Here is a 26,269-nt window from a genome sequence, read left to right on the forward strand (position 1 = left end):
CTCGAGGACCCAATCATGACAGCAACGGTGAACCGGACCGACGTGACCGGACAGATGATCATCGCAGGGAAGCCCGTCCAGGGTTCCGGCACGACGATCCACGGCATCGACCCCACCACCGACGGCCGGCTGGAACCGGGCTTCGCGCACGGTGACGAACGAGACGTCGACGCCGCCTGCGCCGCCGCCGCTGAGGCGTTCGCGCCGTTCCGCGCCACGAGCAGCGAGAAGCGGGCCCAGTTCCTCGAGGCGATCGCCGACAACATCGAGGCCCTCGGCGAGACGCTCATTGCACGGGCGTGCGCCGAATCCGGTCTTCCCCAGGGCCGCATCACCGGTGAGGTGGGCCGCACGTCCGGACAGCTGCGGCTGTTCGCCGGCGTGCTGCGTGACGGCGGCTGGAACGGTGCCCGCATCGATCCCGCGATGCCCGACAGGACGCCCCTGCCCCGTGCCGACATCCGGCAGCGGAAGGTGCCGCTCGGACCCGTCGCGGTGTTCGGTGCGAGCAACTTCCCCCTCGCCTTCTCCGTTGCCGGCGGCGACACCGCGTCCGCGCTGGCTGCTGGCTGCCCCGTCGTCGTGAAGGCCCACGACGCGCACCCCGGCACCTCCGAACTCGTCGGCCGCGCCATCGCCGACGCCGTCACGAGCACCGGCATGCCCGCGGGCACGTTCTCCCTGCTGTTCGGCTCGGGCCGCGGGCTCGGCACCGCACTGGTCACCGACCCGCGCATCAAGGCCGTCGGATTCACCGGATCCCGTTCCGGTGGAACCGCTCTGGTCGCCGCTGCCGCCGGACGTCCGGAACCCATCCCGGTGTACGCCGAGATGAGTTCGATCAACCCGGTGTTCGTGCTCGAGAACGCACTCGCCACCCGCGGCGCCGACCTCGGCCGCGCGTTCGTCGGGTCCCTGACGCTCGGATCCGGCCAGTTCTGCACCAACCCCGGTCTCGTCATCGCCGTCGACGGTCCCGGCCTCGCCGAGTTCGTCGCGGCCGCGAATGCCGCGGTCGCCGAGGCGGTGCCGACGCCGATGCTCACCCCGGTCATCGCCGGCTCCTACGCCGACGGGGTTGCCGCCCTCGAGGGCGCGGCCACCGTGGAGGCCCGCGGCGTCGAGTCCGACGCCCCCAATTCGTGCCGGGCTGCCCTGTTCAGCAGCGACGCCGACACGTTCCTGGGATCGGAGGTGTTGCAGCAGGAGGTGTTCGGCTCGTCCAGTCTGATCGTCAAGTGCCGCGACGCCGAGCAGGTGCGTGCCGTGGCGGCGCAGTTGGAAGGACAGCTGACCGCGACCGTCCACGTCGACGACGCCGATCTCGACGAGGCCGGACGGCTGCTGCCCGTCCTCGAGCTCAAGGCCGGCCGGATCCTGTTCAACGGCTGGCCCACCGGGGTCGAGGTCGGCCACGCGATGGTGCACGGTGGCCCGCACCCCGCGACCTCCGACTCGCGCACCACGTCCGTCGGCTCGCTGGCGATCGAACGGTTCCTGCGTCCCGTTGCCTACCAGGATGTTCCGAGCTCGCTGCTCCCCGCCGCCATCGCCGACGGCAACCCCGACCAGTTGTGGCGTCGCATCGACGGCCGACTCACCCAAGCCTGATTTTCCCTTCGTGAAGGAGTTCCCCATGCTCGACGGCGTCTTGTTCTTTCCCGTCACCCCGTTCACCGCATCCGGCGACGTCGACTACGACCGGCTCGCCGAGCACGTCGCCAAGGGTGTCGACGCCGGCCCCGGAGGCGTCTTCATCGCCTGCGGCACCGGTGAATTCCACGCCCTCGGGCTGGAGGAGTTCGGCAAGATCGTCGCCAAGGCCACCGAGGTCGTCGCCGGACGCGTCCCCGTGTTCGCCGGCGCCGGCGGCTCGGTGCAGCAGGCCAAGGAGTTCGCCGCCAGCGCGAAGGCCAATGGCGCCGACGGCATCCTGCTGCTCCCGCCGTACCTGGTGACGATGCCGCAGGCCGGACTGGTGGAGTACACCCGCGCGGTCGCAGACACCACCGATCTCCCGCTCGTCGTCTACAACCGCGGCAACGCCCGGTTCGACGAGGCGGCCGCCGTGGAGGTCGCGCAGTTCCCGACCGTGGTCGGGTTCAAGGACGGCACCGGTGATCTCGACAAGGTGGGCCGCATCGTCCGTGCGGTGAAGGACGCGCTCGCCCCGTCCGGCAAGCCGTTCCTGTTCTTCAACGGCATGCCCACCGCCGAGGTCACCCAGCAGGCGTACCGAGCGATCGGCGTCACGCTGTACTCGTCCGCGACGTTCGCGTTCGCGCCCGAACTCGCTCTCGGGTTCTACGAGGCGCTCGAATCCGGCAACGAGGAACTCACCGACGCGTTGCTCCGCGACTTCTTCCATCCCCTGGTGCGTCTGCGTGATCAGGTGCCCGGATACGCGGTGTCGCTGATCAAGTCGGGGGTCGCGATGGAAGGTATCGACGCCGGGTCCGTGCGGCCGCCGCTCGTCCCGACGAGCGAGGCCCACCTGCTCGAACTCGCGCAGATCACCGCAGCCGGTCGCGCCGTTCTCGCCGACGCGCTGGCCGTGCAGGCGGCGGTCTGATGACTGCCGCACCCATCCGGATCACCGGCGCACGGATCACGCCCGTCGCGTTCGTCGACCCGCCGCTCCTCAACACCGTCGGCGTGCACCAGCCCTACGCGCTGCGTGCGATCATTCAACTCGACACGGACGGCGGGCTCGTCGGCCTCGGTGAAACGTACGCCGACACAGCCCACCTCATCCGGCTCGAGGCGGCCGCCGACGCGATCGTCGGGCTGGACGTGTTCGCGCTCAACGCGATCCGCGCGGCGATCGACGAGAAGATCGCCACCCTGACCGTCACGGGCGGTGACGGCGTCGCGGGCATGATCACCACGGCCAGCACCACCGACCGCGTGTTCTCCCCGTTCGAGGTGGCGTGCCTCGACGTGCAGGGCAAGACGCTCGGACGGCCGGTGTCCGATCTGCTCGGCGGCAAGGTGCGCGACGCCGTCCCGTTCAGCGCCTACCTGTTCTACAAGTGGGCCGGGCACCCCGGCGCCGAGCCCGACGAATGGGGCGAGGCGATCGACCCCGACGGTCTGGTCCGTCAGGCACAGAAGATGATCGGCGAGTACGGCTTCGAGGCCATCAAGGTCAAGGGCGGCGTGTTCTCGCCGGACGAGGAGATCGCCGGCATCAAGGCGCTGCGTGCCGCATTCCCCGACCTGCCGCTGCGCCTCGACCCCAACGCCGCGTGGACCGTCGACACGTCGATCAGGGTCGCGTCGGAACTCGACGGCATCGTCGAATACCTCGAGGACCCGACGCCGGGCCTCGACGGCATGGCCGAGGTTGCGCGGGAGGCGAAGATGCCGCTGGCCACGAACATGTGCGTCGTCGCGTTCGATCAGCTGAAGCCTGCGGTGCTGAAGGATTCGGTCCAGGTCGTGCTGTCGGATCACCACTACTGGGGTGGCCTGCAGCGGTCGCGGTTGCTCGCCGGTATCTGCGACAACTTCGGTCTGGGCCTGTCGATGCACTCCAACTCGCACCTCGGCATCAGCCTGGCCGCGATGGTGCACCTCGCCGGCGCCACACCGAACCTCACGTACGCGTGCGACACGCACTGGCCGTGGAAGACCGAGGACGTCGTCAAACCCGGTGTGCTGAAGTTCGTCGACGGCGCGGTCCCGGTGCCGACGACGCCGGGTCTCGGTGTGGAGATCGACGAGGACGCCCTCGCCGCCCTGCACCAGCAGTACCTCGACTGCGGGGTGCGCGACCGCGACGACACCGGATACATGAAGTCGGTGGATCCGACGTTCGAGAACACCTGCCCTCGCTGGTAACTGTCTCACCGAAGGCGCCGACCGCGGTCTCGGTCGGCGCCTTCGGGGTGGGATACATTGAGTCCACCCCGAGGCAAAGGAGTGGATCGAATGTTCTCCCTCGCGCGGCTGTCGTGTTTCATCGCCGTCGCGGAGGAACTGCATTTCGGTCGCGCCGCCGAGCGCCTGCACATGACGCAGCCGCCGCTGAGCCGTCAGATCCAGCAACTCGAAAGCGAACTCGGCGTGCAGTTGATCGACCGCACCAGCCGATCCGTCACCCTCACCGCCGCCGGTGCGGCGTTCCTGCCCGACGCCCGACGCATCCTGAGCCTGTCGGAGAGTGCCGCGCTGACGGTGCGGCGCGTCCCGGCCGGTGACCTCGGCACCGTCGTCGTCGGATTCACCGGCGCGTCCGCGCACGCGGTGCTGCCGAGGTTGCTCGAGGCCGCGCGGGACAGACTCCCGGACGTGAAAGTCGTTCTGCGGGAAATGGTCACCTCCGTGCAGATCGAATCGTTGATCAGCGGTGAACTGGACCTCGGTCTGATCCGCCCGATCCTCACCCGCCCCGGCATCGACACGCGCCCCATCCACCACGAACGGCTCGTCGCCGCGCTGCCCGCCGGTCACCCCCTCGCCGACGCCGAGCAGCTGGCTGTGGAGGACTTCGACGATCAGCCCGTCGTCATGTATTCGCCCGTCGATGCGCGGTACTTCCACGAACTGCTCATCAGCACGTTCACGATCGTCGGCGCCTCTCCCCGCTACGTGCAGTACGTCACGCAGGTGCACACGATGCTCGTGCTCGTCCGGTCCGGGCTCGGCATGGCCCTCGTCCCCGAATCCGCGCAGACGATGCACCCGGAGGGGGTCGTGTTCCGTCCCGTCTCCGCCGTCCGCGACCGGCCCGTCCAGATGAACGCCGCCTGGCGTTCGGACAACCGGAACCCCGCGCTGCGCAGGTTCATGGAGGACGTCCTGCCGCAGCGGGAGTGGGAATGAGAACCGGAGTGCTCAGAGTGTGAGCTTGCACGTCTGACCGATGTCGAGCACCCGCAGCACCCGGCCCGTCCCCAGCCACAACGCGCACGACAACGCCAGGTCGGTCAGGATCTCGTCGGTGAAATGCTCGTGACACCGCGCCCAGAAGTCCTCGTCGTCGCGGAGCGCCGTGTGATCGGTGGCGAACCGGTGGGCGAACTCCGCCGCCGTCCGCTCCTCGGCGCTGTACCCGGGCCACGACTCCCACTCGAGAACGTGATCGTAGAAGTGCTCGTCGATCCCCGCATCGGCGCCACTCCTGTCGCGGGTGCCGAGGCACACGGCGCACTCATTGGCCTCCGCGACCGCCATCCGGGCGATCTCCCGAACCCGTAACGGTAACCGGTTCCGGTTGTACACGGCGTCCGTGAAAGCGCCGAGCGCACCACCAAGCTCGGGTGAGATCGACAGCCAACCTGCCACGTCATCGTCACTGTAGCTACCTACTCGACTCATCCCCGAATGCTACAGCTGGAGGTGTCGCGGGCGGAAGATCTGACACGTGTTCTATCTTTTGAACGTCACGCTCGCAGTGTGCGGACGATGTCGTCGCGGGCGGCACGTGCCTGGCGGATCAGGGGGAAGAGTGCGTAGTCGTGCTGCATCCCGATCTCCTCGATGTAGTCGACTGTCGTGCCTGCCTCGCGTGCTCGCTGAGTGAGCGCGCGGGAGTCGGTGACGAGAATGTCGTGGGTGCCGGTGTACACGCTCATGGGCGCGAGGCCGGTGAGGTCGCCGAAGAGGGGGCTGACGCGCCAGTCGGTGACCTCGAGGTCGCCCGCGTAGAGTCGGCCGGCTTCTTCCAGTCCTCCGCGCGCAAGGAGGATGTCGCGCTTCTCGATGGTGGCTTGGGTGGGGTCGCTCATGGTGGCGTCCAGCCACGGGGCGACAAGGATCAGCCGCGACGGCTGTGGTGCGCCCCTACGTTTGAGTTCCTGCGCTGCGGCGAGCGCGAGCCCGCCACCGGCGGAATCGCCGATCACCGCCACGTTGTCGGCGCCTCGGGTGGAGATTGCCGATTCGACGAGGTCGGCCGCATCGGCGACGGTGCGGGCGGCCGTCCGGTGCGGGGCGAGGGGGTAGATCGGAAGCAGAAGCCGGACCGATGCCGCCGCGGTGATGGTGCGCGCGAACAGCCAGTGGACGGACATTATTTCGCGGACATAGGCACCGCCGTGGAAGTCGACCACAGTCTTCCCGTATCGCCCGTTGTCCGGTTCGACGGTGAAGACGGGAAACCCGCCGGTGCGGTCGGCGGAGAGCCGCACCCCGCGCAGGAGTGGAGATGGTGGCGGGTTGAACGAGGCCGGCCGCAGCGTCGTCGCGTGGACGTCGCGCCGCGTGTCCTCGGCCGTGCGGAGTTTGCTGCGTCCGAGCAGTATCCGAACCCCTGTGTGAACGATTGCGGGGCGAATGTCGGGAAGGTTCACGCCCCTCATTGTGACGTGTTCGCGGACTCGGCGCGGCTGCTCCGGCGAGTTGCACGGCAATTCGATCCTCAGTTGGCCAGCCGCTGGAGGATCGCGTCCAATGCCGCATCAGCGTTCTCGCTGTTGAAGATGTTCTGCCCGTGTGCGGAGCCCGGCAGAAGGATCACTTTGTTGTCGGCGCCCGGTGATCCGTCGGCGAGTTGCTCCGACACGCCGGCGACGGGCTCGTCCTCGCTGGCGATGAACAACTTGGGCTCACTGCCGAGGCCGTCGACCACCCGGTTGGGGGAGAGCAGCACCAGCTGGTCGGGTAGGTCGGGCTGTTGCGAGGCCAGTTGCAGGATTGCGTCGGCGCCCGCGCTTCCGCCGACCAGCGCGACGTCGGGGTGCCCACTGTCCTGGAGGCTGGCGACGGTGGCCGCTATCGACTCCGGCGTGATGTCCTCGACGGCGATGACGGACGGTCATTGCCCGCCGACGGTGTGCTGTCATCGCCGGAGCAGCCCAACACGACGGCGAGCAGCAGAGACAGAAGGGCGAGTATGGCCTTCATGTCTCGAACATACTGCCGAGGGCACGTTCGACGCGGCGAAAAGGTCCCGGTCTAGGTGACTTTCACGCTGCCCGAGAAGAAGAACGGGGCCATGTTGCCGAAGCAGAACGCGGTCACATTCGATCCCGTCGCGAATCCGTCGAGCGTGCCGGCACCAGCCGCGAAGGCACCCGTCTTGAACGTGAAGTTCGAGTCGAATGCGAAGCACGTCCAGCTTTCACCGGTCGGAACCCTGACCTCTACCTGGCCGGTTCCGCCCGCGCTCAGTGTTGGTGCCGCCGTGGCGGGAGTGCCGCCCGCGAAAACCAGGGTGGGAGCGATGACGGCGGCCACGACTGCCGATCGCACAGCGAATGTGTTTTTCATAATACTCACCTCATTCGATAATCCCCGACTCCTGCAGCGGGATTGTTACTTTCTCTCCCGAGTTCGCGCCACCGGTCTGTCAAATGGTCCGACGCCACTGGCGCAGGCATATTACCCCTGTTCAGGGTGTGGATTCTCGGCTGCCGGTGGGAGCCGAGAATCCCTGTCCTGGATCACTCGATCGTCAGCCGAGTCCGAGAAATTCTCTTCCCTGTTGTTTATGTGAAACACGGGATCGTCGATCTCCGCTTACTTTGCCTATCGCACACGGGTCTGCAGAACGTTTCGATTAATGACGCTCTTTCTCACATTCTGATATTGAACAACTGTCCACCATGATTTCGTCACGTCGGTAGGAATTGAATTCCTACGTGTCGGCAGCTACCCCGTTCAGTCGAGAGTGAGCTGTTGTCGGTGGAAGTCGAAGTGCTTTCCCGGGTAACGAAAGACCTGCTCGACGGTCATCGTCTCGGTGAAGAACGGATCCCAACGCACCGGAAAGGACATGCTGCGCTGTAGGTCTGCATCGGTCTGCCGGGCGAGGGAGCCTTGCAGCGAAGCGATGACGCGGTCGAAGTGGCGGCCCATCCGGCGTCGGTTGTAGACGCGCGCCGCCAGGGCCGAGCCCCGAAAGTTGACCTCGTCGAAGACTGGGGTGGCGGCGTCGAGCACGTGCGCGAACCGTCGGCTCGCCCCCTCCGGCAACCGGGAGAACATCCGGATCAGCAGGAGCAGCCGGCGAACGACCATGTAGCCGAAGACCATGTGGAACAGCAATTGCTCGTTGGTCCATCGGGTTCCGGACGAACGCCTCGCGAGATCCGGGGCGCTCGCACCGTCGAGTAATTCGTGCAGCACGCTCCGGGCGCGTTCGAGGTCCGCGGCGATCGCGGCACGATCGACAGGTTGCTGCTCGGACATCGTGTGCCCCAGTCGATTCGGAGGATTATCCGACGACGGGGGAGCGGCGCTCGAGAAACACGGTGTCGCGCCATATGTCGTCGAGTCGGGCGATGCGTTCGCGCACACCGAGGGTGCGGAATCCGGCGGAGTGGTGCAGGGCGATACTGGCCCGGTTCTCGGGGAAGATCGAGGTCTGCAAGGTCCACAGTCCGGCCTCGTCGGCGGCGATGACCTGGGAGCGCAGCAAGGCCTTGCCGACGCCGCGCCCGCGCATCCCGTCGGCGACGTAGATCGAGTTCTCGGCCACCCCGGCGTAGCAGGCTCGCCCGGACACCGGGGACAGGGCGGCCCAGCCGACCACGACGTCGTCGATCTCGGCGACCCACCGATGCCCGGGCAGCCACAGTCCATCGAGCGTCGCCTGGGTGGGGACCTCGGTGGTGAAGGTGGCGTTGCGGGTGGCGATGCCTTCGCCGTAGATCCGGCGCACGTCATCCCAGTCCTGATCGGTCATGGTGCGCACGGTGACGTCGTCGGGCAGGTCGTCCGGGCAGCAGGGACGCGGCGTCAGTACACCCATCACTGCGTCGGCGGCGTGCGGCAGTCCGGTGCAGCAGGCCGGATTGACCATGACGACGGTGCTGGTGCCGCTCTTGCGGACCGAGACGAACCCGACATCGGCAAGCTTGCGCACGTGGTGCGAGACGGTGGGCTGGCCGATACCCAGAGCCTCGGCCAGCTCGCCCACGTTGATCCCGGTCTGGTGGGAGGCGACGTGGTGCAGCAGCCGCACCCGGGTCGGGTCGGCCAGGCACGCGAACCACCCGGCGTAGGTGGCCGCATCCTGCGGCGCCAACGCATCCACCTTGTCCGCGGGGTGGGCGACCGGAATGTCGGGGGAAGCCATGCCCTCACTATATCGATATCCATCGATGGTTGCCTTCATCGACGCGCATCGATACTCTCTGGAAAGGATCGATGAACATCGATGAAAGGACTCCGAAATGATCGCCTTGCCTGTTGTTGTCGTGGGGGCCGGACCGATCGGCCTCGCTGCCGCGGCCCAGTTGCGCGAGCGTGGCCTGACCCCGCTGGTCCTCGAACGCGGTCCGGTAGCCGGTGCCGCGATCACGCAGTGGAATCACGTGCGGTTGTTCTCCCGTTGGGGTGAGCTGATCGACCCGTCGGCCCGCCGCCTGCTCGACGCCACCGGCTGGGCGGCGCCGGACGACGACGCGTACCCGTCCGGCCAGGACTGGACCGAGAACTACCTGCAACCCCTCGCGACCGCACTCGGCGACATCGTGCAGCTGTCCACCGAGGTGGTCGGGGTGGCCCGGCGCGGCCGGGACCGTGTCGTCGACGCCGGCCGCGACACCGAACCCCTCTCGGTACACATCCGCCGCGCCGACGGCACCGAGGATCGGATCACCGCGCAGGCCCTGATCGATGCCTCCGGCACCTGGGCCACCCCCAATCCCCTCGGCGGGGAAGGCCTGCCCGCGCTCGGCGAGCGCGCCGCCGCCGACGTTCTCGAATACCGGGTTCCGCATGTCGACGATCCCGAGGTGCGCGCCCGGTACGCGGGTAAGCACATCGTGATCGCCGGCAGCGGGCACTCGGCGCTGACCGCCATCGTGGCGCTGGCGGGCCTGGAGAAGCAGACGCCGGGCACCCGGATCAGTTGGGTGCTACGCCGCGGAGATGTCGGGTCCACCTTCGGCGGCGGCGAGGACGACCAGCTGCCCGCCCGCGGCGCCCTGGGCCTGCGTGCCAAGGCGGCGCTCGACGACGGGCTGCTGACGGTGGTTCCCGGGTTCCGCACCGCCACCATCGAACCCAACGGCGACGTCGGCCGGGTGGCGTTGATCTCCGACACCGGCGCCCGCATCGAGGACGTCGATCGGGTGGTGGTGCTCACCGGATTCCGGCCCGATCTGTCCTGGCTGTCGGAGATCCGCCTCGGCCTGGACCCGGTGCTGCAGGCGCCGGTGGAGTTGGCGCCGTTGATCGACCCGAACGTGCACTCCTGCGGCACCGTCTACCCGCACGGGATAGCCGAACTGTCGCATCCGGAGCCGAATGTGTTCCTGGTCGGGATGAAGAGCTACGGGCGGGCGCCGACGTTCCTGGCGATGACCGGGTACGAGCAGGTCCGCAGCATCGCCGCCGCCCTTGCCGGCGACCACGCCGCCGCCGCCCGCGTCGAACTCACGTTGCCGGAGACGGGGGTATGCGGCGGCGCCGGGGTCTTCGACGAACCCGAACCCGCCGCCGATGGCGCCACCATCTCCTGACCTGCCTGATTCTGCTTCGGGTGCGTCCAACTCGAGGTTCGTTCGTCTGAGGAAGCGGACTCCCACTCACCACCGGGTGGGTGCACACCTTCCGAGAGGAACCTCCGATGACCATCCACCCGACTGCCCGCCCCGCCCCTTACCGGTTCGGGGGTGTGCGATGAACGCGCCGACCGTCGTGGTCGAGGATCTGCACGTCGCCTACAACAAGACGTGGGCTCTCGACGGTGTCGATCTGGAGGCTGCCGCCGGGACCACGCTCGGTGTGCTCGGCCACAACGGTGCCGGCAAGACCACCTTGATCCGCACCCTCACCACCTTGGTGCGGCCCACCATCGGCCGCGTGCAGATTGAGGGCCTCGACGTGGTCGTCCACGCCACCGAGGTGCGTCGCCGGATCGGTGTGACCGGCCAATACGCCGGTCTCGACGAATTCCTCACCGCCCGAGAGAATCTGGAGCTGATCGGCCGACTGACCGGGCTGCGCCGCACCGCCCGCGAACGGGCCGACGCGCTGATCGACCGGCTCGGGTTGCAGGAATACGCGTCCCGGCGGGTGGGGGAACTCTCCGGGGGCTCGCGCCGGCGGGTCGATCTGGCCGCCAGCCTCGTCGGCTCCCCGTCGGTACTGTTCCTCGACGAGCCGACCACCGGTCTCGATCCCCTCGCCCGCGCCGGATTGTGGGACGTCGTCGACGAGCTCACCGACGCGGGCACTACGGTCGTGCTCACCACCCAGTACCTCGAGGAGGCCGACCGGCTCGCCGACCACATCGTGGTCCTGCGCCGGGGCAGGGTCGCCGCCCGCGGCACCCCCGCCGAGCTCAAACGGATTGTCGGCGGCAAGGTCCTCAGCGCCACCATCCCCGCCGGTCAGCTCGCCGCGCTGCCCTTCGTCCCGGACACCGATCCGCGGGTCGACGGCGACCGCCTGCGGGTGTCGGTCACCGTCGGCGACGCCCCCGCCGCGACCGCGCTGGTCGCCGACCTGCACCGCGGCGGCATCGAGGTCACCGACCTGGACGTGACCTCACCGAGCCTCGACGACGTCTTCACCCACCTCGCCCACACAGGAGCCCACAAATGACCACCACCACTGCGATCGGGCGGCCCTCGGCCTTCGACCAGCTCGCCGCACTCACCGTCCGGAACCTGCGCACCAGTGCCCGCGTTCCGCAGCTGTTGATGTTCTCGCTGACCATGCCGATGGCGATGCTGGTGCTGTTCAGTCAGGTGTTCCGCAGCGTCGCCGCCGGACCGGGTTTCCCTGCCGGGGTCAGCTACATCGTCTTCCTCACCCCGGCGATGCTCGCCGTCTCCACGGTGATGGCCGGCACCAACGCCGGAGTGTCCGCCGCGATCGATCACACCAACGGCCTGCACGACCGCTTCGCGGCCCTGCCGATGCGGGCGGCGCTGCCGGGGGTGGCTCGCACCATCAACGAGGCCGTCTTCACCCTCGCCCGGGCTGCGTTGCTCGGGATCGCCGCCGTCGCTTTGGGTTTCGAGTTCCACGGCACCGCAGGGGATGCCGTCGCCGCGGTCCTGGTGCTGGTGGTGTTGGCCGGGGCGATGAGCGCCCTGTTCGGGCTGATCGGGGATCGGCTCCGCCGGCCGGACGTGGTCCAGTTCGCCGGGATGATGGTGATGATGCCGCTGATGTTCGTCTCGAGTGCGTTCGCGCCGATCGAGACCATGCCCGGCTGGATGCAGGCGATGGCGACAGTGAATCCGGTCGCGCACGCCACCGATGCCCTGCGCGGCCACGTGCTCGGCACCGCCACCGCCGGCGACACTCTTACCGCCCTGGTCGCGGCGATCGGTTTGTGGGCGGTGGTGACCGCCGTTCCCGTCCTCACCCGCATGATTCGGTCGGCACGCACCCGCTGAACAACGAACCCGCCCTGCCCATCCCACAACGGGAGGGGCAGGGCGGTTTGGTGTGTGCCCTCCTGGTCCGGAGCCGGGCACTCTGATGGCCCCTACCCGGTGCAGGGGGAGGGGCTAGGAGAGCGCTGTGGTCAGCGGGTGCGCCCGGCGCGGGCGTCGACGGCGCTCATGCGGCGGCGTCGAGCAGATGCAGCTCCTCCGCCACGATCAGGTCGACCTCTTCGCTGGTCAGACCCGACAACAGATGTGTGGTCAGCATTGCTCTCACCTCCTCACCGTGCTTCTACTGGTACGTCGAACCGGAGAATCCGGAATCGACATCGACACCCATACAGACGAGGAACTTCGGATTCGGACGCAGGTGCGTCCGACCGCGGTCACCGTCGTCCGTACCTGAGAGAGGACGCCCTCAGGGGGTCGCGACCGCGCCGCCAGGCGGGGATGCTGGAGACGGAAAGGAACCACAGATCATGAACGAGGACACGGCCACCACCGCGACGACACCCCAGCAGGCACCAGCTGATCTCGACCAGCTCTGGCGCCGCTTCTCGAGCGACTTGCGGGCCTTCATCGCCCGCCGGGTCTCGCGTCCCGAGGACGCCGACGACATTCTGTCGATCGTGTTCCTGCGGATGGCCAAGAGCCTCGACAACCTGCGGGAGCAGGACCGCCTCCTTGGCTGGATGTATGCCATCACCCGCAACGCGATCACCGACTACTACCGGTCCGCATCTCACCGCCGCGAGCTGGCTGTCGACACCGTCCCCGACAACCCACCCGACGGAGAACCTGACGCCGACGAGACGGCGGAGAAGGAACTCGCCTCCTGCCTGGTTCCGATGCTCTCCGGGCTGCCCGCCGAGCAGGCCGCGGCGGTGAAGATGGTCGACCTCGACAACCGAACCAACGCCGCCGCCGCCAACGAGGTGGGAATCTCGGTGTCCGGGATGAAATCCCGGGTCCAACGCGGCCGCGCCGCCCTCCAGGCCCAACTGCACACCTGCTGTCAGATCAGCCAGGACCGCACGGGCCACGTCCACGACTACCAGCCCCGCAGCGGATCCTGCGCCTGCGGAGCCACGCCATCGGACGACGAGTAGACCGGCGAATCATCTCTGGTGACGGCGACGGGGCGACCGGGCGAGGTCACGCTGACAAGACTGCGGTGCGGCGCGAGCCATCTTCGCTCGCACCGCACCGTTGTCACCTGAGGGCTACTGGCAGCCGCATCCCTCGCCGCCGGCCGTCGCCGCCGGACCGCAGCACGTCGACTTCTCGCTGAGGTCGCAGCAGGTGGCTTGTCGTTCGGTGCTGCAACACGTGGGTGCCGCAGCCTGTGGGGTGGCGTCCGTCCGCTCCGTCGCCGAGGTCTCGAACTCGTTGGGGTTGGTCATGGTGGCTCCTTGATCCGTGGGGATGGGTACCAGATCAGACGGAGGAGACCGGAAATGGACGCACTTGCCCGTCGCGAAAGATGAGGTGCGCCCGTGCCTGGCCGCGCCCCACTGAGATAAGTCGCGTGTCGAAACTTGTGTGCGAAACCGTCGGCGACCAGCACGGGTGAATCCTGCGGAGGACAATGGGACGATGCGATCCGAGCCGAAGCCTGACGACGCCGGAACGGCGGCCGCGGGTGAGGAGCCCAGGTATGAGCTGGCGGCCGCTCTGCTGGGCCAGTTCGCTGGATTTGTCCTGGGAGTCGCACTGGGCTGGTATGCGATTACCTGGGGGGTGGATACGTTGAGGGACGTCATGAATGTCCCGGAATTGTCGCCGGTGCCCATCGCGATGTTCGCACCGCTGTGGATCTCGATCGATGTCGGCGGGTTCTCCCCGAGCTAGATCGCGCTCGTCGGCGCACCGCATGCAACATCTTCAACCTGAGAGTCGAAGGGGCCTTGCACATACAACCAATCGGTTGTATGTTCTGGGTGTGTCAGAAACAGATGAGGACCGGGCCGATGCCCTGTTCCACGCGCTGTCCGACCGAACGAGGCGCGACATCATGCGTCGCGTGCTGGCCGGCGAGCATTCCGTCTCGGCACTGGCAGCGAAGTACGACATGAGTTTCGCTGCGGTACAGAAGCACGTCGCCGTTCTCCAGAAGTCCGGCCTACTCGTCAAAAGACGCAGCGGCCGTGAACAACTCGCCACGGGCGATGTGGAAGCAGTACGCGCGGTGTCGTCCATGCTCGCGGAGCTGGAACAGGTCTGGCGTGGACGTATCGCGCGCATCGACGAACTGATCGCAACGCAACCCCAACGGAAGGAATGAACGATGCCTGTCACCAAGGTCAGCCACGACATCGACGCACTGACCCTGACCATCACCGCCGAGTTCGCCGCGCCCCGAGCGCGGATCTGGCAGATCTATGCCGATCCTCGCCAGCTCGAGAAGATCTGGGGTCCGCCGACGTACCCGGCGACGGTGGTCGACCACGAGTTCACCCCCGGCGGGCGGGTCAACTACTACATGACCGGCCCCGAGGGCGACAAGCATGCGGGCTACTGGAACATCGTCTCCGTCGATGAGCCGACCGGCTTCACCTTCACCGACGGATTCGCCGATGCGGATTTCACGCCGATCGAATCGATGCCGGTGTCCACCAACGAGTACTCCTTCGAGGAGAAGGACGGCAGCACCATCGCCACCTACGTCAGCACCTACGCAACCGCCGAAGGTCTCCAGCAGGTGCTCGACATGGGTGTGGTCGAGGGTGCCTCGCAGGCGATCGGCCAGATCGACGACCTCATCAAGGGTTGAGCCTGCCGGTTCACCGCGCAACCGATCTCGCCGCCTCGCTCTCCACGCGCGAGGCGGCGAGCCGGAACGGAGGACGCGACACTCGTGTTGCGACCACACGTCGTCCAGTACGACGGCGATGAGTTTCGCAGTGGTTCCCAGTCTGTACCTACACCGACCACAACCGCATTCGAGGAGAACGACATGACCGCGACCTACACCTTCGACGTCTTTTCCAGTCTCGACGGCTTCGGCGGCATCAGCGGCGGCGACTGGGGCGGCTACTGGGGTAAGCAAGGCCCCGAGTTGCTCGACCACCGCCTTGGCTTGTACGACGCGGAGCAGCGGATGATTTTCGGGGCCAACACCTATCGGGCGTTCGCACAGATGCTGGCCTCGAGCACCGAGGAGTCCGAAGTGCGTGACCCCTGGGTCACCAGGATGAGGAGCCTGCCGGCGACGGTGGTGTCGACGACGCTGGAAGGACCTCTCGACTGGCCGGACGCGACCGTCGTGAGCGGTGACGCTGTCGACGTCGTCGCCCGGCTCAAGGAGGAGTCCGAGGTGCCGTTGCGCTCGCACGGCAGCCTGGCGATGAATCGGGCGCTGATGGCCGCCGGCCTCGTCGACCGCCTGCAGGTGACGATCTTCCCTGTGATCACCGGTCAGACCGGTGATGACCCGATCTTCCAGGGTGGGGCCGACTTCGACCTGGAACTGCTCGAGAACCGGACGCTGGACGGTCACATCCAAGAGCTCATCTACCGACCCACCCTCCATTCGACCTGAAGGAATTCCGGGCGCGGCCCATCAGCGATCGGCCCTCGCGTGCTGGAAATAGGTTGGACGGGATTCGGCTCAGGTTGATAGCGTGCGCCAGACCGTGACATCACGCGAGGAGGTGAGACCCATGAACGCAGTAACCATGTGGGTGCTCCCACTCGTGTTCACGGTTCGGCGATTGACATAGGTGTCGCCGGGAGCGCCTCGACAACAAGGCAATCCCGAAAGGCAACACCATGCATTTCACCTCCGAGACATCGTCGAACGGTGTCATCGAACGTACATTCACACTGGATGAGATCACCGGCGTGCTCTGGTCGCCCACATCCGGAACCGTCCGCGCACCTCTGCTGCTGTCGGGGCACTCCGGCGGCATGCACAAGAAGGCGCCGGGGCTGGTAGCCGGTGCACTCCACTGCGTGACCACCTATGGGTACACCGTCGCCGCCATCGACGCGCCCGGACATGGCGACCGGCCGCGAAACCCTCAGGATCAACGGTGGGCAGAGGCGATCCATCGGGCCCGGGCGGCGGGCGAACCGATCGCCCCGATCGTGATCGACTACAACATGTCGCTGGCGGAGCGTGCGGTGCCGGAATGGCAGGCGGCACTGGACGACCTTCAGGCGCTGCCCGAGATCGGCGTCGAAACGCCGATCGGCTACGGCGGCATGACGTTGGGTGTCGTGACCGGGCTGATGTTGACGGCGGTCGAATCCCGGATCGCTGCCGTGAGTTTCGGTGGGGTCTTCGTGCACGACGCTCTGATCGAGGCGGCGAGAAAGATCACCGTCCCGGTCGAGTACCGGATTCCGTGGAACGACGAGGAATTCGACCGCACCTCCGGGGTCGCGTTGTTCGACGCCTTCGCGTCGAAGGAGAAGACGTTGCACGCCTACTCGGGCAGGCACTACCCGGTGCCCGAATACGAGAGCGACAGCTCCGCTCGGTTCTTCGCCCGCCACCTCGGCCGGGCCGCCGACACGGTTTCGGACTGACGTGAACGGTATCGGCGTCCGGATCCGCGCCGGACGCCGATACCGCCGTTGCCGTGCTCCAGCCGGCCTGGATCAGGACAGGTATTCGGCGCCGGTGCCCTCGGGAGCGGTGTCCTCGCAGAGGTGCGGGCCGGCATCGAACCTCATCGCTTTTCTGGCGTCGTCGTAGGTGGGCCAGCCGGGATCTCCGTGGGTTGCGAAGTCGAGCCAGGCTTGGTGCATCGCCTGGGTGAGGGCGCCGGGTGCGTCGTCGCCGATGAGCCCGCGGCATGCCTGTGTGGTGTCGAAGACGAAGGGGACGTCGAGGCCGTGTGCGGCGCCGTGCAGTGGTGATCGCCATGCGAATTCGTAGACGTAGGTGGGGCCTGGGTGGCGGCGGGCGGCGCGTCGGCTCGGTGATCGGAACATCAGGTCCGTGTACGCGGCTGTGAGTGCATGCGCGGGGGTGACGGCCGGGTCGTGGAGACCGTGTCGTTCGAGGAGCGCTTCGGCATCGGGGTAGGTGGCGGCCAGCTCGGCTACGGCGTCAAGCGCGTCGAAGGCGGCGAACTCGTCGGCACCGAAACCGAGGTTGGCCTCCTCGAGTGTTGTGCCGATCAACAGGTCGACGCCGCGCGAATGTGTGCTCGGGACCCCGACCGGGTCGGGGAGGACGTCGTCACCCGTGGTGGGGAGGAACAGCGCACGACGGTGGCCCGGGTCGACACCGTTGCCGTCGCGCAGGTCTGGGTGGGGTTCGTTTCTGAGCAGAGCTGCCTGTGCGCGCAGCAGGTCGGAGGCAGAGAATGCTCGGAATGCTTCTGTGGTCGGGGAGGTTCCGAGCCGGGCGGCGAGTGCCTTCGTGAGTTCTTCGGTGAGCTCGAGCCGGCGGGCCATCTCGTCGTGTCCGCTCTGGACGATCGCGCGCCGGAACAGTCCGGCGGCCGGCGGGGAGTGCAGCAGGAACGCGACGGAGGTGCCGCCGGCCGATTCGCCGAAGACGGTGACGTTGTCCGGGTTCCCGCCGAACCCGGCGATGTTGTCGCGAACCCAGCGCAGTGCTGCGATCTGATCACGCAATCCGATGTTCGTGTTCGCGACCTCACCGGACAGAGCGAGGAAGCCCTCCGCCCCGAGTCGGTAATTGACGGTGACCAGGACGACGCCGTCGCGCGCGAACGAGGTGCCGTCGAAGGCGGGGGCGGCGCCCGAGCCGATCATGAACCCGCCACCGTGGACGTAGACCATCACCGGAAGCCCACTCGTGCCGGGGTCGGGTGTCCAGACGTTGAGATTGAGGTAGTCGCCGTCTCCGGTGACCCATCCGGGCCCGATCAGCGGCGCGAGATTCGCGTGAGCGGGGTGCAATGACGGCTGCGGTGCGGTAGCGCCGTAACCGGGGGCGTTCCTGGTCCCTGCCCACCGCTCGGCAGGGCCAGGGGGTGCGAATCGGCGTTCGCCCGCTGGAGCTGCCGCGTAGGGGATTCCCAGGAATCGGGCGACCCCGTCGGTGTGGTCACCGGAGAGTCGCCCTGCCTCAGTGTTCACGGTACGGACGGTCATCGGCGACGTCCCCTTTCGGATGTGCACACCACGCTGGAGGTCTTCGGTGACCGGCGGTAGGAACGGCGTGCCGCCACCGACGACGATCGGATTGCGGAACACGCGCAGCTCGTCGACGCGGCCGAGCTCGATCGCTGCCACGGCCAGGCCGGCGCCGCCGATCGAGACATCCTCGTCGGTCGCGTCGAGATGAGGTACGCCCTCAGGCTCGACATCGGGCTCTCCTCCGTGCTGCGGTGCTTCGCCGTTGGTGACCGATCGCGAGACGAGAACGCATCGTCGCGGCTCCACGATCGTACGACCATTGCCGGTCTCCGCGAGACGAGTGCCTGTGGGCGTTCGTCCAGCCTGCGGCCCCGGGTCAGTCGACGACAGCGCCCCCGGTGAGGTTGATCTCGGTCGCGGTCATCGTCGGGGCCCAGTCGGACGCGGCGAAGACGGCCGCGTTCGCGACCTCGGCGTAACTCGGGCGCCGTGGCAGCAGACGTCGATGCCTCCGCTCTGGTCCCCCACCGCCGCGGCATGTCGTTCAACCGCGTCCCGGTCCACCGCATCGAGTACAGCGACGTGCGCAATCCCGCCCTCGTCCCTGATGCGGTGGGCGACATCCTCGAGCGTGGCTCGCGTGCGTCAGGTGAGGTGCACCTCGGCGTCTTCCCGCGCGTACGCCCGCGCGACCGCGGAGCCGACGGCGCCACTGCCCCCGTGGACGATCGTGGTGCGGTTCTGCAGCAGCATTATTCATCCGCCCTTCGCCTCTCGTGATCATGGTAAGACCGCGTGATGTAAGACCGCGCGAGATTCCGGACTTCCTCGGTACGAGCTCGAGTGGCGTCGAGCTGCAGCCAGGGCGTCATGCCACGGATCGAGGTCCAGGCACCGCACGTAGCACCCGCTGACAAGTCCCGCCGCTTGCTCCGGCGCCTACCTCAGACAGGCTCAGCGATCATTCCGGCACGCCATACTTCTCGATGAGCGGGGCAAGTAGCTCCGCGGCGCGTGGGGCCGTGATGACATTCTCGTCGCGTACTTTCGTGACTGCCTTTGAGTGGACGTCCTCGTAGACATTTTCGCCGATCATCTTCCCCTTCTCGTTGTAGGGCCACACGAAGGCGAGGGTGCGGCGGACGAGATAGTAGGAGTCGGCGTCGTATTGCGACTCTGGTGCAATGTCCTTGTCGGAAAATTGAAAAACGTTGTCGCCCAGCGATGATCCCGGAACGAACTGATTGAATTCAGCTTCGCCGGCGAAGCCCCAATCGTTTACCGCCATCTTCTGCTTTCCGGTCCACATTACGAGCATGTCCATGTCGGCGAGGGACTTGTAGAAGTTGCGAACCGCGTCCATGCCGTCGAGGATCACACCTTGCCCACCTTCGAAGATCCGGTAGTGCGGTTCGGCGACCGTCATGGTCGGGGCGAGAAGTTCTTCGTAGCGTCCGGAGACTTCGAGAAGTGCGTGCCGGCGATAGTTGATCAGGATTTTACGGTGCAGGGGGTTGGTGAGGGAGTCGATCAGTGCATCGACATCGTCCATCATGTGGACGAATTCCTTTTCGTACGGGGTATGCGCTGCGGCGGTGCGTGTTTCATGTGCAGTGCTCATTGTGGTTCTCCTCAGAGTTGGTTGCCGAGATCGGGGAGTTGGCGATTGCATATCCCGCCGGAGACGACGAGGACGGCGGCCGATGATGTAGCCGGCGTTACGGCTTGCGAGGAATACTTCGGGCCGGCTCGGAAGGCTCGGCCTCTGGCTGGGAGAGCGCGCTCACCGACCCGTCCGCCTCCCCGTGGCGGTGAAAGCGTCCTCACTGAAGTACAGGACGCAGTGCGACAACAGTGCCCGCCTACTGGTGGGGCATCTTGAATGGTGCGGTCGCGCCGGCGTCGATCGGTAGGGCGACACCGGTGACGTAGCGGGCTTCCTCGGAGGCGAGCCATAGCGCCGCGTTGCTGACATCGACGTCCTCGATCCACGGCACGGGCAACGCATTCAGGTTCTTCATCAGCTCCGCCGCTACCTCGCGGTTCGGACTCTCCACTCCCGGGAGGAACAGCTCGCGTGTCTCGGCGTTGTCGACCATGGGGGTGTCCACGGTCGTGGGGTGAATCGAATTGACGCGGATGCGGTGGGGGGCAAGTTCGGCCGCCAGAGCGCGCATGAGCCCGACCACCCCGTGTTTGGCCGCGGTGTAGTGGGCCAAATTGAGGAAGGCGACGAGACCGGCAACCGAACTCGTCAAGATCACCGAACCGCCCTCGCCTCGCTCCACCATCGCCGGGGCCACCGCGCGCACGGTCTTCCAGACACCGGTCAGGTCGATGTCGATGACGTCCTGCCATTGCTGCTCGCTGATCTCCAGAGCGGGACCGAAACTTCCGACACCGGCATTGGCGACGAGCACGTCGATCTTGCCGAACTCGTCGATCGCCAGTCGGTGCGCATGCTCGAGTGAGGCGAGGTCGCGAACATCCGCCTGAACACTCAGGACAGACACTCCGCGGTCTTTCACGAGACGCACGGTCTCATCCAGATCATCGGTGGTCGCCAAGGCGTAGGGAACGGAATCGATGTCCGCGCAATGATCGACGACCACGATGTCGGCGCCTTCCTCGGCGAAACGCACCGCATGCGCCCGCCCCTGCCCGCGGGCACCGCCGGTGATGAACGCGACCTTTCCCGCGAGGCGGCCCATCAGCTGTCGGCTCTGTCATGCATGTTCACCGACGGATCGGTGGCGTAGTCGACAATCTGTGCGTGTGCGATCGCGTCGTTGTCGCGGGCCATGTAGTAATGCAGGCGGGCATCGGCCACCACGCAGAGGTTCCCGTCGGGCAGGTATCCGGCGATCGGTCCCTCGACGAACGCCAGCATCGTCGTACCGTTCGGCGCGATCGGCTCGTGAACCGCACCTGCAACTTCACAGGTGTAGGTGCCGGCGACACCGGGATCGTCTTCGTGGTAATGGAATCCGCCGTCGAGGATGTATGCCTGCACATTGCCCATGTGCCAGTGCGGAGTCGCTTGCACACCTGGATCCACCTGCAGAATGACCGTGAAACTCCCGGTCGCCAGATTCGCGTAGAGCAGCCGGAAGCGAGTCCCCGGCATGAGCCAATCCGTCCACGGGATCTTGTTCGGGTCGATGAACTCCTTGCGCGAACCCTTGGGGGTCGTACCGGGATCGGTCATCCAGAACAATGGACCGGCAGCTGTAGTACGCATTGCTTGTACCTTCAATCTTTGAAGAGATGATTCTGACTCGCCTCGCCATGACACGCCCGACGAGTCCCATCTGGCCGGCGGCTGTACCGGCGATAGTGATGGCCCAACCAATGTGACCCAGCGCGTCATGTGACGTCCATTACATTCCCGGCGGCGGGTGTTAACCTTTTACTTAACGTCGCAGCAGGGCGGTGCTGTTCAGCTCGCGCGAAGACGCAATTGACTGTCCGAGGAGATCGTGTGAGCGCGGTGGATCTCAACCTGCGGCAGGTGTCCTATCTCATCAGCGTCATCGACGAAGGACACTTCGGTCGCGCAGCCGACAAGCTCTTCATCAGCCCCCCGGCATTGACACAGCAGATCCGCAGTCTCGAACGCAAACTCGGTGTCGAACTTGTCGATCGCTCCGCCCATCCACTCAAACCGACTCTCGCGGGAGAACGATTCCTGCTCGAGGCCCGCGCGGCCGTCGCGGCGGCCGAACGAGCACTCGACGCAGTCCGGCAGGAGGAGACTCACCTCCGCATCGGATTCATGACCGCCGCGATCGGTATACACACCCAGGCGTTGTTCGAGCATCTCCGCCGACAGCACCGCCAGTGGTCGATCGATCTCGTCGAGCTCGCCTGGTCCGAGCAGGCATCAGCGGTGCGGCGTGGTGCCGTCGACGCCGCGGTCGTGCGCCCGCCCATGGCAGACGACCGCGGACTGCGCTTCGACGAGCTCTACAGGGAAAGCCGGGTTGTCGCACTCCCGGCGACGCACCGCCTCGCACACCGCCAGTCAGTGTCCGTCAGCGAACTCGACGACGATCCACACGTCACCGACCTGGACGCAGACCAAGAATGGGTTCGGTGGTGGGCATGCGATCCGCGTCCGAGCGGGAAACAAGTGGCCTATGGCCCCTCCGTACGCACAATCGGCGAACTGCTGGAAGTTGTCGCGTCCGGAGAAGCCATAGCAATCACAAGCGCTCTCGTGCCGAACACTCACCGCCATCCGCAGGTCACCTTCGTCCCCGTGCACGACGTGCCACCATCGCCCGTATGCCTGTGCACCAGAGAAGAAGACACCTCCATCAAGACCGAAACAGTCAGGCAGGCAGTGCGGTACGCATTGACAGTCTCCGGGTCATAGCCCCAGCGCATGCCCCGTCGATCGAGCGCCGCATCGCTGAACGTGTTCACAGCGTCTCGGCCGAAACTGTGTCCTCGACTCGCCGGACGGAAGCGGCAGTACTGCCATCGGTTGTCGGCATGCTCAGTGTCGCAACAACTTTCGAACACCGTCCGATGTCTTCTCGCTGCCCCTCAATCTCGATAGGTCGCCGGGGGTGGGCCTGCGATCGGCCCGAGGGGGGCGGCGAGCCACCGGTCGTACAGGCGCATCCAGGTTCCGTCGGCGCGTATGCGTTCGAGGGTGCCGTTGACGAACCGCACCAGGTCGTCCCTGCCCTTGTTGACACCGATTCCCCAGTGCTCCGCCTCCAGCTGTGGCCCCACGATCCGAAAATTCCGGTCCTGGGAGGCGAGCCCGGCGAGGAGCGAGTCGGAGGTGCTGACCGCGTCGGCCTGCTTTTTCTGCATGGTGACGAGGCAGTCGTCCCAGTCGGGGACCGCGAGGATCGTGGCGTCCGGCGCGACCCGTTGGACGGTGGCGAGCGACGTGGTGTCGACGAAGGTGCAGACCCGTTTTCCTGCCAGGTCCGCCGGGCCGGTGATGTCGGAACCCTGCGGGACCAGAATGCGTTGAAAGGCGCGGAAGTACTCGGTGGAGAAGCCGACGCGTCGTGCGCGTTCACACGTGATCGAGGTGGCATGGACGACGACGTCGACCTCGTTGTTCTCGAGTGCGGAGAACCGGCCGGCGGAGGTGAGCAGCCGGAACTCGACCCTGGTCGGATCGCCGAAGATGTCCCGGGCGACCTCCTTCGCCAGGTCGACGTCGAACCCCTGCAGGGTGCCCGTGGTCGGGTCTCGGAAGCTGAACAGGTTGGTGTTCTGGTCGACACCCACGATCAACCGGCCGCGTGCGGCGATCGCGGCGAGGGACCCACCGGGCGGCATCTGCCCGGGCGGGGGCTGCGGGCCGGGACGCAGGCTCGCGAGCGCCCCGCACGACTCGGGGAGCGGCGGTTCCGGCGGCGGACTGTTCGTGGGCGGGATGATCTGGGCGCCGTCCGTCATCGGTCGTGCGGTGTACGTGGCCGCGACGGTCGGGGTGAGAGGGTCGGGTGCGGCGCAGCCGGCGAGGACGGCGACCGCGACGGCGAGTAGGCCGGCGAGGCGCCGGGCACACGGTCTCGCCGCCGGTCTCGATAGCCTCACCTGTGTCATCAGTGGTACTCGTTCAGTCGCGGCCAGATACCCCCGCCGACGGCGAATCCGCAGGACACGCCGATAATCATGCTACCGACTGCCAGCGACGACATCGATCGGTAGACGTCCGTCACGGCGTTGGCCTCGTCGTCGCGCAGTCGGTCGATCGCGTTCCGGAGGGACTCGTCCAGGGCGGCGAACTGCGCCGACGACGTGCCCGAGCCGGATCCGGCGGCGATCGCCGCGGCCGTCGGGTAGTCACCGCGCTCGAGGGCGATCTCGATGTCCCGGTGCGCGGCCAGCCAGCCGTCGCGGGCCGTCACGGCCTCGCGGAGTTGTTGCTCGGCGGCGCGACCGTGCGAGCTCTCCAGCTGTCGGGTGAGCTCGTCGGACAGCGCCTGGGAGTGCCGCGCGTAGTCGATTTCCGACTGGGTGTCGGACCCGCGTTGCAGAATGGCGAGCGTTTCGTCGGCGCGGGCCTGCTGCGCCAGGATGCGAGCGCGCGCAACTGCGTTGATGGGTTGCGTACCTTCGGTTCTCGCGTGTTCGCTTGCCGACGTCGACACCAGGCTCCCGGCGATCAGCCACAGCAGGAGTCCGGCCAGGAGCAGGGTGGCGACAGCGAGGCCGGGGTTGAATCGGCGCTTGCTCTTCCGGATGAGGTACAGCTGGGCGAGGGCGAGGGCGAAAAGTGCGGCCGCGGTCACCGTGAAGGCGGCCGCGGGCAGCTGGGCCGTGTGCGTCTGGGTGTCGGCGACCGCCTCGGCCTGGCGGACGTAGAGTCGCTCCGCCAACGGGAGGATGGTGTCCTGCATGAGCGCGGACCCATCGGCCAGATACGCCACCCCGACCGGGTTCCCGGCCCGGTCGTTGGCCTGAGCCGTGGCGACGAGATTGAAGTACTCGGCGAGGTTGCGCACGACGTCCGACAACAGCGCCAGCGATCCGGCGTCTTGCGACGACACCCCATTGGTCGCCGTGACCAGCGCGTTCGAGGCGTCTCCGATCGCCTGGGTGAACTGCTCCGCGCCGGTCGTCGACTCGGCACCACCGCCACCGGAGACGAAGGACGTGGTCGCGGCGGCGTCGGCGATCGACAGCGAGCTGTAGAGGGCCTGGGCTGCGTTTGCCAGGGGCTCGGTGTGGGTGCGCAGTGTCTCGACCCGCTGTTGCCGCGCGCCGACCGCCGCCGAGGTGATCGCGCCCGCGGCGATGACCGCGGCGATGAGCGCGATCCCCAGCACGGTCAGCCGTCCGGGCGTGGATGCGAAGAATTCGACCCACGGGCGGCGGCGGGCCACGGGCTCGACGAGCAGGTCCTCGTCGAGCGTGGGGGCTTCGGTGACGGCGTGCTCGCCGCGGTGGAACATCCGGTCCTCCTGCACCGCCTCCGCGGTTCCGGTAAGAGAACCGATCCGGGCCGCGTGGCTGAGTTCAGTGTGCACCGACGGTGCCGACCGGCGCACCGACTCGGGAGACAGACACCGCAGGAACCGGATATCCGGTGATCGGGGCGGCTGAGCCGGGTGGAACCGGGTACTCGCACGGTATGAAGAGGTGGGTGTGCCGCGCCGCGCTGTCGCTGTTGGTCGCGGGCCTCGTCGCGTCCGCGTCCGGAGTGACGGCCCACTCGGCCCCGACGCCCGACAGGATCGACGACGTGCCGGGGCGGACGGCGCTGTCGTTCATGCACACCCCGAGCGGAACCCGCGTCGGGACGGCGAATCAGAGGGAGGCCCGGCCGGGTTTGTCGATCGTGAAGCTGTATGTAGCCGACTACATGCTCCGGCACGGCGACGGCTCTCCCGAGGACCTCGCGCTCGGACAGCGGATGATCCGCGACAGCGACGACTCCGCCGCCTCGCAGGCGTACGCCAAGTACCCGCAGTCGATCGATGCGATCGCCGCCGAGTATCGGCTGACCGGTACGCGCGGCTCCGGATTCTGGGGCGATGCGGTTACCAGCACCGCGGACACCGTGACGTTCCTCGAGGCGAAGAAGACCACCGATCCGGCCAGCCGCATTCTGGAGTGGATGGCCACCGCGGCCCCCGTCGCGGCCGACGGAACCCATCAGAACTGGGGTACCGGGCGGCTGCCGTCGGTGACCGGAACCAAGTGGGGGTGGTCGGACCTCGGGCCCAGTGTTGTCGCGTCCGCGTCGTTCGGGCCCGATTTCTCGGTAGCGGCCAACACGTACGGCACTGCCGACCAGCACACTGGTGACGTTCTCGGTGCCTTCGCGGAGGATCCGGCGTCACCACCACCGCCGGTGGCGCAGGATCCCATCCAGGAGTTGATCGACCGGTTCGTGCCCCTGTTGATCACGCCACGATGATCGACATCCCGACGTG

28 protein-coding genes are annotated in these 26,269 nt (G+C 67.1%); 15 read left to right on the plus strand and 13 right to left on the minus strand.

The genetic code is table 11. The annotated features are described in order from the left end of the window. The first annotated feature begins 15 nt into the window (after positions 1 to 15). From RHA1_RS18385 to RHA1_RS18400, 4 genes are all read left to right on the plus strand, one after another. Positions 16 to 1,611, plus strand: a complete 1,596-nt coding sequence (locus tag RHA1_RS18385; RefSeq protein WP_011596351.1) for an aldehyde dehydrogenase (NADP(+)) — start codon at positions 16 to 18, stop codon at positions 1,609 to 1,611. A gap of 25 nt (positions 1,612 to 1,636) precedes the next feature. Next, positions 1,637 to 2,572, plus strand: a complete 936-nt coding sequence (locus RHA1_RS18390; protein ID WP_009476863.1) for a 5-dehydro-4-deoxyglucarate dehydratase — start codon at positions 1,637 to 1,639, stop codon at positions 2,570 to 2,572. Next, on the plus strand, positions 2,572 to 3,843 hold the full coding sequence (locus RHA1_RS18395) for a glucarate dehydratase family protein (protein ID WP_011596352.1): 1,272 nt from the start codon (positions 2,572 to 2,574) through the stop codon (positions 3,841 to 3,843). The genes RHA1_RS18390 and RHA1_RS18395 overlap by 1 nt, the downstream gene beginning before the upstream one ends. Before the next feature lie 90 nt (positions 3,844 to 3,933). Next, positions 3,934 to 4,827, plus strand: coding sequence for a LysR family transcriptional regulator (locus RHA1_RS18400; protein ID WP_005237937.1), 894 nt, complete (start codon positions 3,934 to 3,936; stop codon positions 4,825 to 4,827). A gap of 12 nt (positions 4,828 to 4,839) precedes the next feature. Here the strand turns inward: RHA1_RS18400 and RHA1_RS18405 are convergent, their stop codons facing one another. From RHA1_RS18405 to RHA1_RS18430, 6 genes are all read right to left on the minus strand, one after another. After that, positions 4,840 to 5,322 (minus strand): carboxymuconolactone decarboxylase family protein, encoded by a 483-nt coding sequence (locus RHA1_RS18405; RefSeq protein ID WP_029539728.1) that lies wholly within the window; start codon positions 5,320 to 5,322, stop codon positions 4,840 to 4,842. A gap of 65 nt (positions 5,323 to 5,387) precedes the next feature. Next, complete coding sequence (locus RHA1_RS18410) at positions 5,388 to 6,296, minus strand: alpha/beta hydrolase fold domain-containing protein (protein WP_016884648.1); 909 nt, start codon at positions 6,294 to 6,296, stop codon at positions 5,388 to 5,390. A 68-nt stretch (positions 6,297 to 6,364) separates the two neighbouring features. Next, complete coding sequence (locus RHA1_RS18415) at positions 6,365 to 6,595, minus strand: hypothetical protein (RefSeq protein ID WP_011596354.1); 231 nt, start codon at positions 6,593 to 6,595, stop codon at positions 6,365 to 6,367. A 305-nt stretch (positions 6,596 to 6,900) separates the two neighbouring features. Beyond that, entirely contained in the window at positions 6,901 to 7,215 is a 315-nt protein-coding gene (locus RHA1_RS18420; protein WP_011596356.1) for a hypothetical protein, read from the minus strand. A gap of 390 nt (positions 7,216 to 7,605) precedes the next feature. Then, the gene (locus RHA1_RS18425; RefSeq protein ID WP_011596357.1) at positions 7,606 to 8,136 is read right to left on the minus strand and encodes a DinB family protein; all 531 of its coding nucleotides are present in this window, start codon (positions 8,134 to 8,136) and stop codon (positions 7,606 to 7,608) included. Positions 8,137 to 8,161: 25 nt separating this feature from the next. Continuing rightward, positions 8,162 to 9,025 carry a helix-turn-helix domain-containing GNAT family N-acetyltransferase gene (locus tag RHA1_RS18430; RefSeq protein ID WP_041811676.1) on the minus strand — a complete coding sequence of 288 codons (864 nt, stop codon included), beginning with the start codon at positions 9,023 to 9,025 and terminating at the stop codon, positions 8,162 to 8,164. Positions 9,026 to 9,122: 97 nt separating this feature from the next. Between RHA1_RS18430 and RHA1_RS18435 the strand changes: the two genes are divergently transcribed. The 4 genes from RHA1_RS18435 to RHA1_RS18450 all read left to right on the plus strand — a co-directional run bounded on the left by RHA1_RS18435 (position 9,123) and on the right by RHA1_RS18450 (position 13,405). Further along, positions 9,123 to 10,415, plus strand: a complete 1,293-nt coding sequence (locus tag RHA1_RS18435) for an NAD(P)-binding domain-containing protein (RefSeq protein WP_011596359.1) — start codon at positions 9,123 to 9,125, stop codon at positions 10,413 to 10,415. A 160-nt stretch (positions 10,416 to 10,575) separates the two neighbouring features. Continuing rightward, entirely contained in the window at positions 10,576 to 11,502 is a 927-nt protein-coding gene (locus RHA1_RS18440) for an ATP-binding cassette domain-containing protein (protein WP_011596360.1), read from the plus strand. Further along, complete coding sequence (locus RHA1_RS18445) at positions 11,499 to 12,305, plus strand: ABC transporter permease (RefSeq protein WP_009476873.1); 807 nt, start codon at positions 11,499 to 11,501, stop codon at positions 12,303 to 12,305. Before RHA1_RS18440 ends, RHA1_RS18445 begins: the two co-directional genes overlap by 4 nt. Before the next feature lie 470 nt (positions 12,306 to 12,775). After that, positions 12,776 to 13,405, plus strand: coding sequence for a sigma-70 family RNA polymerase sigma factor (locus RHA1_RS18450; RefSeq protein ID WP_009476875.1), 630 nt, complete (start codon positions 12,776 to 12,778; stop codon positions 13,403 to 13,405). Positions 13,406 to 13,519: 114 nt separating this feature from the next. Here the strand turns inward: RHA1_RS18450 and RHA1_RS49490 are convergent, their stop codons facing one another. Next, positions 13,520 to 13,699, minus strand: coding sequence for a hypothetical protein (locus tag RHA1_RS49490; RefSeq protein WP_148228406.1), 180 nt, complete (start codon positions 13,697 to 13,699; stop codon positions 13,520 to 13,522). Between the two features lie 193 nt (positions 13,700 to 13,892). Between RHA1_RS49490 and RHA1_RS18455 the strand changes: the two genes are divergently transcribed. From RHA1_RS18455 to RHA1_RS18475, 5 genes are all read left to right on the plus strand, one after another. Next, positions 13,893 to 14,147, plus strand: coding sequence for a hypothetical protein (locus tag RHA1_RS18455; RefSeq protein ID WP_041812448.1), 255 nt, complete (start codon positions 13,893 to 13,895; stop codon positions 14,145 to 14,147). Between the two features lie 91 nt (positions 14,148 to 14,238). Next, positions 14,239 to 14,580, plus strand: coding sequence for an ArsR/SmtB family transcription factor (locus tag RHA1_RS18460; protein WP_011596363.1), 342 nt, complete (start codon positions 14,239 to 14,241; stop codon positions 14,578 to 14,580). 3 nt (positions 14,581 to 14,583) lie between these two features. Beyond that, complete coding sequence (locus RHA1_RS18465) at positions 14,584 to 15,069, plus strand: SRPBCC family protein (RefSeq protein WP_011596364.1); 486 nt, start codon at positions 14,584 to 14,586, stop codon at positions 15,067 to 15,069. A 183-nt stretch (positions 15,070 to 15,252) separates the two neighbouring features. Then, the gene (locus RHA1_RS18470; protein WP_041811678.1) at positions 15,253 to 15,837 is read left to right on the plus strand and encodes a dihydrofolate reductase family protein; all 585 of its coding nucleotides are present in this window, start codon (positions 15,253 to 15,255) and stop codon (positions 15,835 to 15,837) included. Positions 15,838 to 16,067: 230 nt separating this feature from the next. Beyond that, positions 16,068 to 16,829, plus strand: coding sequence for an alpha/beta hydrolase (locus tag RHA1_RS18475; RefSeq protein ID WP_011596366.1), 762 nt, complete (start codon positions 16,068 to 16,070; stop codon positions 16,827 to 16,829). A gap of 72 nt (positions 16,830 to 16,901) precedes the next feature. Here RHA1_RS18475 and RHA1_RS18480 read toward each other — a convergent pair whose 3' ends face one another. The 4 genes from RHA1_RS18480 to RHA1_RS18500 all read right to left on the minus strand — a co-directional run bounded on the left by RHA1_RS18480 (position 16,902) and on the right by RHA1_RS18500 (position 21,597). Next, positions 16,902 to 18,662: a carboxylesterase family protein gene (locus RHA1_RS18480; RefSeq protein WP_237726925.1), complete on the minus strand. Its 1,761-nt coding sequence runs from the start codon at positions 18,660 to 18,662 to the stop codon at positions 16,902 to 16,904. 655 nt (positions 18,663 to 19,317) lie between these two features. Beyond that, entirely contained in the window at positions 19,318 to 19,977 is a 660-nt protein-coding gene (locus RHA1_RS18490) for a hypothetical protein (RefSeq protein ID WP_011596369.1), read from the minus strand. Positions 19,978 to 20,218: 241 nt separating this feature from the next. Next, positions 20,219 to 21,067: a mycofactocin-coupled SDR family oxidoreductase gene (locus RHA1_RS18495; protein WP_011596370.1), complete on the minus strand. Its 849-nt coding sequence runs from the start codon at positions 21,065 to 21,067 to the stop codon at positions 20,219 to 20,221. Further along, positions 21,067 to 21,597, minus strand: coding sequence for a 2,4'-dihydroxyacetophenone dioxygenase family protein (locus RHA1_RS18500; RefSeq protein WP_011596371.1), 531 nt, complete (start codon positions 21,595 to 21,597; stop codon positions 21,067 to 21,069). The genes RHA1_RS18495 and RHA1_RS18500 overlap by 1 nt, the downstream gene beginning before the upstream one ends. Positions 21,598 to 21,837: 240 nt before the next feature. Here RHA1_RS18500 and RHA1_RS18505 point away from each other — a divergent pair, with 240 nt between their 5' ends. Continuing rightward, positions 21,838 to 22,734, plus strand: coding sequence for a LysR family transcriptional regulator (locus RHA1_RS18505; protein ID WP_011596372.1), 897 nt, complete (start codon positions 21,838 to 21,840; stop codon positions 22,732 to 22,734). A 173-nt stretch (positions 22,735 to 22,907) separates the two neighbouring features. On the opposite strand, the gene RHA1_RS18510 is transcribed toward RHA1_RS18505, so the two are convergent. Together RHA1_RS18510 and RHA1_RS18515 are read right to left on the minus strand one after the other, a co-directional pair. Further along, a complete protein-coding gene (locus RHA1_RS18510) occupies positions 22,908 to 23,933 on the minus strand; it encodes a glutamate ABC transporter substrate-binding protein (protein ID WP_011596373.1) in 1,026 nt (341 codons plus the stop codon). Continuing rightward, positions 23,933 to 25,381 (minus strand): GlnX family signal transduction membrane protein, encoded by a 1,449-nt coding sequence (locus tag RHA1_RS18515; RefSeq protein WP_011596374.1) that lies wholly within the window; start codon positions 25,379 to 25,381, stop codon positions 23,933 to 23,935. The genes RHA1_RS18510 and RHA1_RS18515 overlap by 1 nt, the downstream gene beginning before the upstream one ends. Positions 25,382 to 25,464: 83 nt before the next feature. Here RHA1_RS18515 and RHA1_RS18520 point away from each other — a divergent pair, with 83 nt between their 5' ends. Then, positions 25,465 to 26,253, plus strand: coding sequence for a hypothetical protein (locus tag RHA1_RS18520; RefSeq protein WP_011596375.1), 789 nt, complete (start codon positions 25,465 to 25,467; stop codon positions 26,251 to 26,253). Positions 26,254 to 26,269 lie beyond the last annotated feature (16 nt).

The organism is Rhodococcus jostii RHA1, assembly GCF_000014565.1.
Lineage (GTDB): Bacteria > Actinomycetota > Actinomycetes > Mycobacteriales > Mycobacteriaceae > Rhodococcus_F > Rhodococcus_F jostii_A.

Excerpts from the sequence above, each read along its gene's own strand:
- RHA1_RS18450 (WP_009476875.1), top strand. The coding sequence starts at position 12,776 with ATGAACGAGGACACGGCCACCACCGCGACGACACCCCAGCAGGCACCA.
- RHA1_RS18420 (WP_011596356.1), bottom strand. The coding sequence starts at position 7,215 with ATGAAAAACACATTCGCTGTGCGATCGGCAGTCGTGGCCGCCGTCATC.
- RHA1_RS18395 (WP_011596352.1), top strand. The coding sequence starts at position 2,572 with ATGACTGCCGCACCCATCCGGATCACCGGCGCACGGATCACGCCCGTC.
- RHA1_RS18400 (WP_005237937.1), top strand. The coding sequence starts at position 3,934 with ATGTTCTCCCTCGCGCGGCTGTCGTGTTTCATCGCCGTCGCGGAGGAA.
- RHA1_RS18465 (WP_011596364.1), top strand. The coding sequence starts at position 14,584 with ATGCCTGTCACCAAGGTCAGCCACGACATCGACGCACTGACCCTGACC.
- RHA1_RS18495 (WP_011596370.1), bottom strand. The coding sequence starts at position 21,067 with ATGGGCCGCCTCGCGGGAAAGGTCGCGTTCATCACCGGCGGTGCCCGC.
- RHA1_RS18470 (WP_041811678.1), top strand. The coding sequence starts at position 15,253 with ATGACCGCGACCTACACCTTCGACGTCTTTTCCAGTCTCGACGGCTTC.
- RHA1_RS18430 (WP_041811676.1), bottom strand. The coding sequence starts at position 9,025 with ATGGCTTCCCCCGACATTCCGGTCGCCCACCCCGCGGACAAGGTGGAT.
- RHA1_RS18435 (WP_011596359.1), top strand. The coding sequence starts at position 9,123 with ATGATCGCCTTGCCTGTTGTTGTCGTGGGGGCCGGACCGATCGGCCTC.
- RHA1_RS18445 (WP_009476873.1), top strand. The coding sequence starts at position 11,499 with ATGACCACCACCACTGCGATCGGGCGGCCCTCGGCCTTCGACCAGCTC.
- RHA1_RS18455 (WP_041812448.1), top strand. The coding sequence starts at position 13,893 with ATGCGATCCGAGCCGAAGCCTGACGACGCCGGAACGGCGGCCGCGGGT.
- RHA1_RS18385 (WP_011596351.1), top strand. The coding sequence starts at position 16 with ATGACAGCAACGGTGAACCGGACCGACGTGACCGGACAGATGATCATC.
- RHA1_RS18405 (WP_029539728.1), bottom strand. The coding sequence starts at position 5,322 with ATGAGTCGAGTAGGTAGCTACAGTGACGATGACGTGGCAGGTTGGCTG.
- RHA1_RS18510 (WP_011596373.1), bottom strand. The coding sequence starts at position 23,933 with ATGACACAGGTGAGGCTATCGAGACCGGCGGCGAGACCGTGTGCCCGG.
- RHA1_RS49490 (WP_148228406.1), bottom strand. The coding sequence starts at position 13,699 with ATGACCAACCCCAACGAGTTCGAGACCTCGGCGACGGAGCGGACGGAC.
- RHA1_RS18440 (WP_011596360.1), top strand. The coding sequence starts at position 10,576 with ATGAACGCGCCGACCGTCGTGGTCGAGGATCTGCACGTCGCCTACAAC.
- RHA1_RS18475 (WP_011596366.1), top strand. The coding sequence starts at position 16,068 with ATGCATTTCACCTCCGAGACATCGTCGAACGGTGTCATCGAACGTACA.
- RHA1_RS18390 (WP_009476863.1), top strand. The coding sequence starts at position 1,637 with ATGCTCGACGGCGTCTTGTTCTTTCCCGTCACCCCGTTCACCGCATCC.
- RHA1_RS18500 (WP_011596371.1), bottom strand. The coding sequence starts at position 21,597 with ATGCGTACTACAGCTGCCGGTCCATTGTTCTGGATGACCGATCCCGGT.
- RHA1_RS18425 (WP_011596357.1), bottom strand. The coding sequence starts at position 8,136 with ATGTCCGAGCAGCAACCTGTCGATCGTGCCGCGATCGCCGCGGACCTC.
- RHA1_RS18490 (WP_011596369.1), bottom strand. The coding sequence starts at position 19,977 with ATGAGCACTGCACATGAAACACGCACCGCCGCAGCGCATACCCCGTAC.
- RHA1_RS18520 (WP_011596375.1), top strand. The coding sequence starts at position 25,465 with ATGAAGAGGTGGGTGTGCCGCGCCGCGCTGTCGCTGTTGGTCGCGGGC.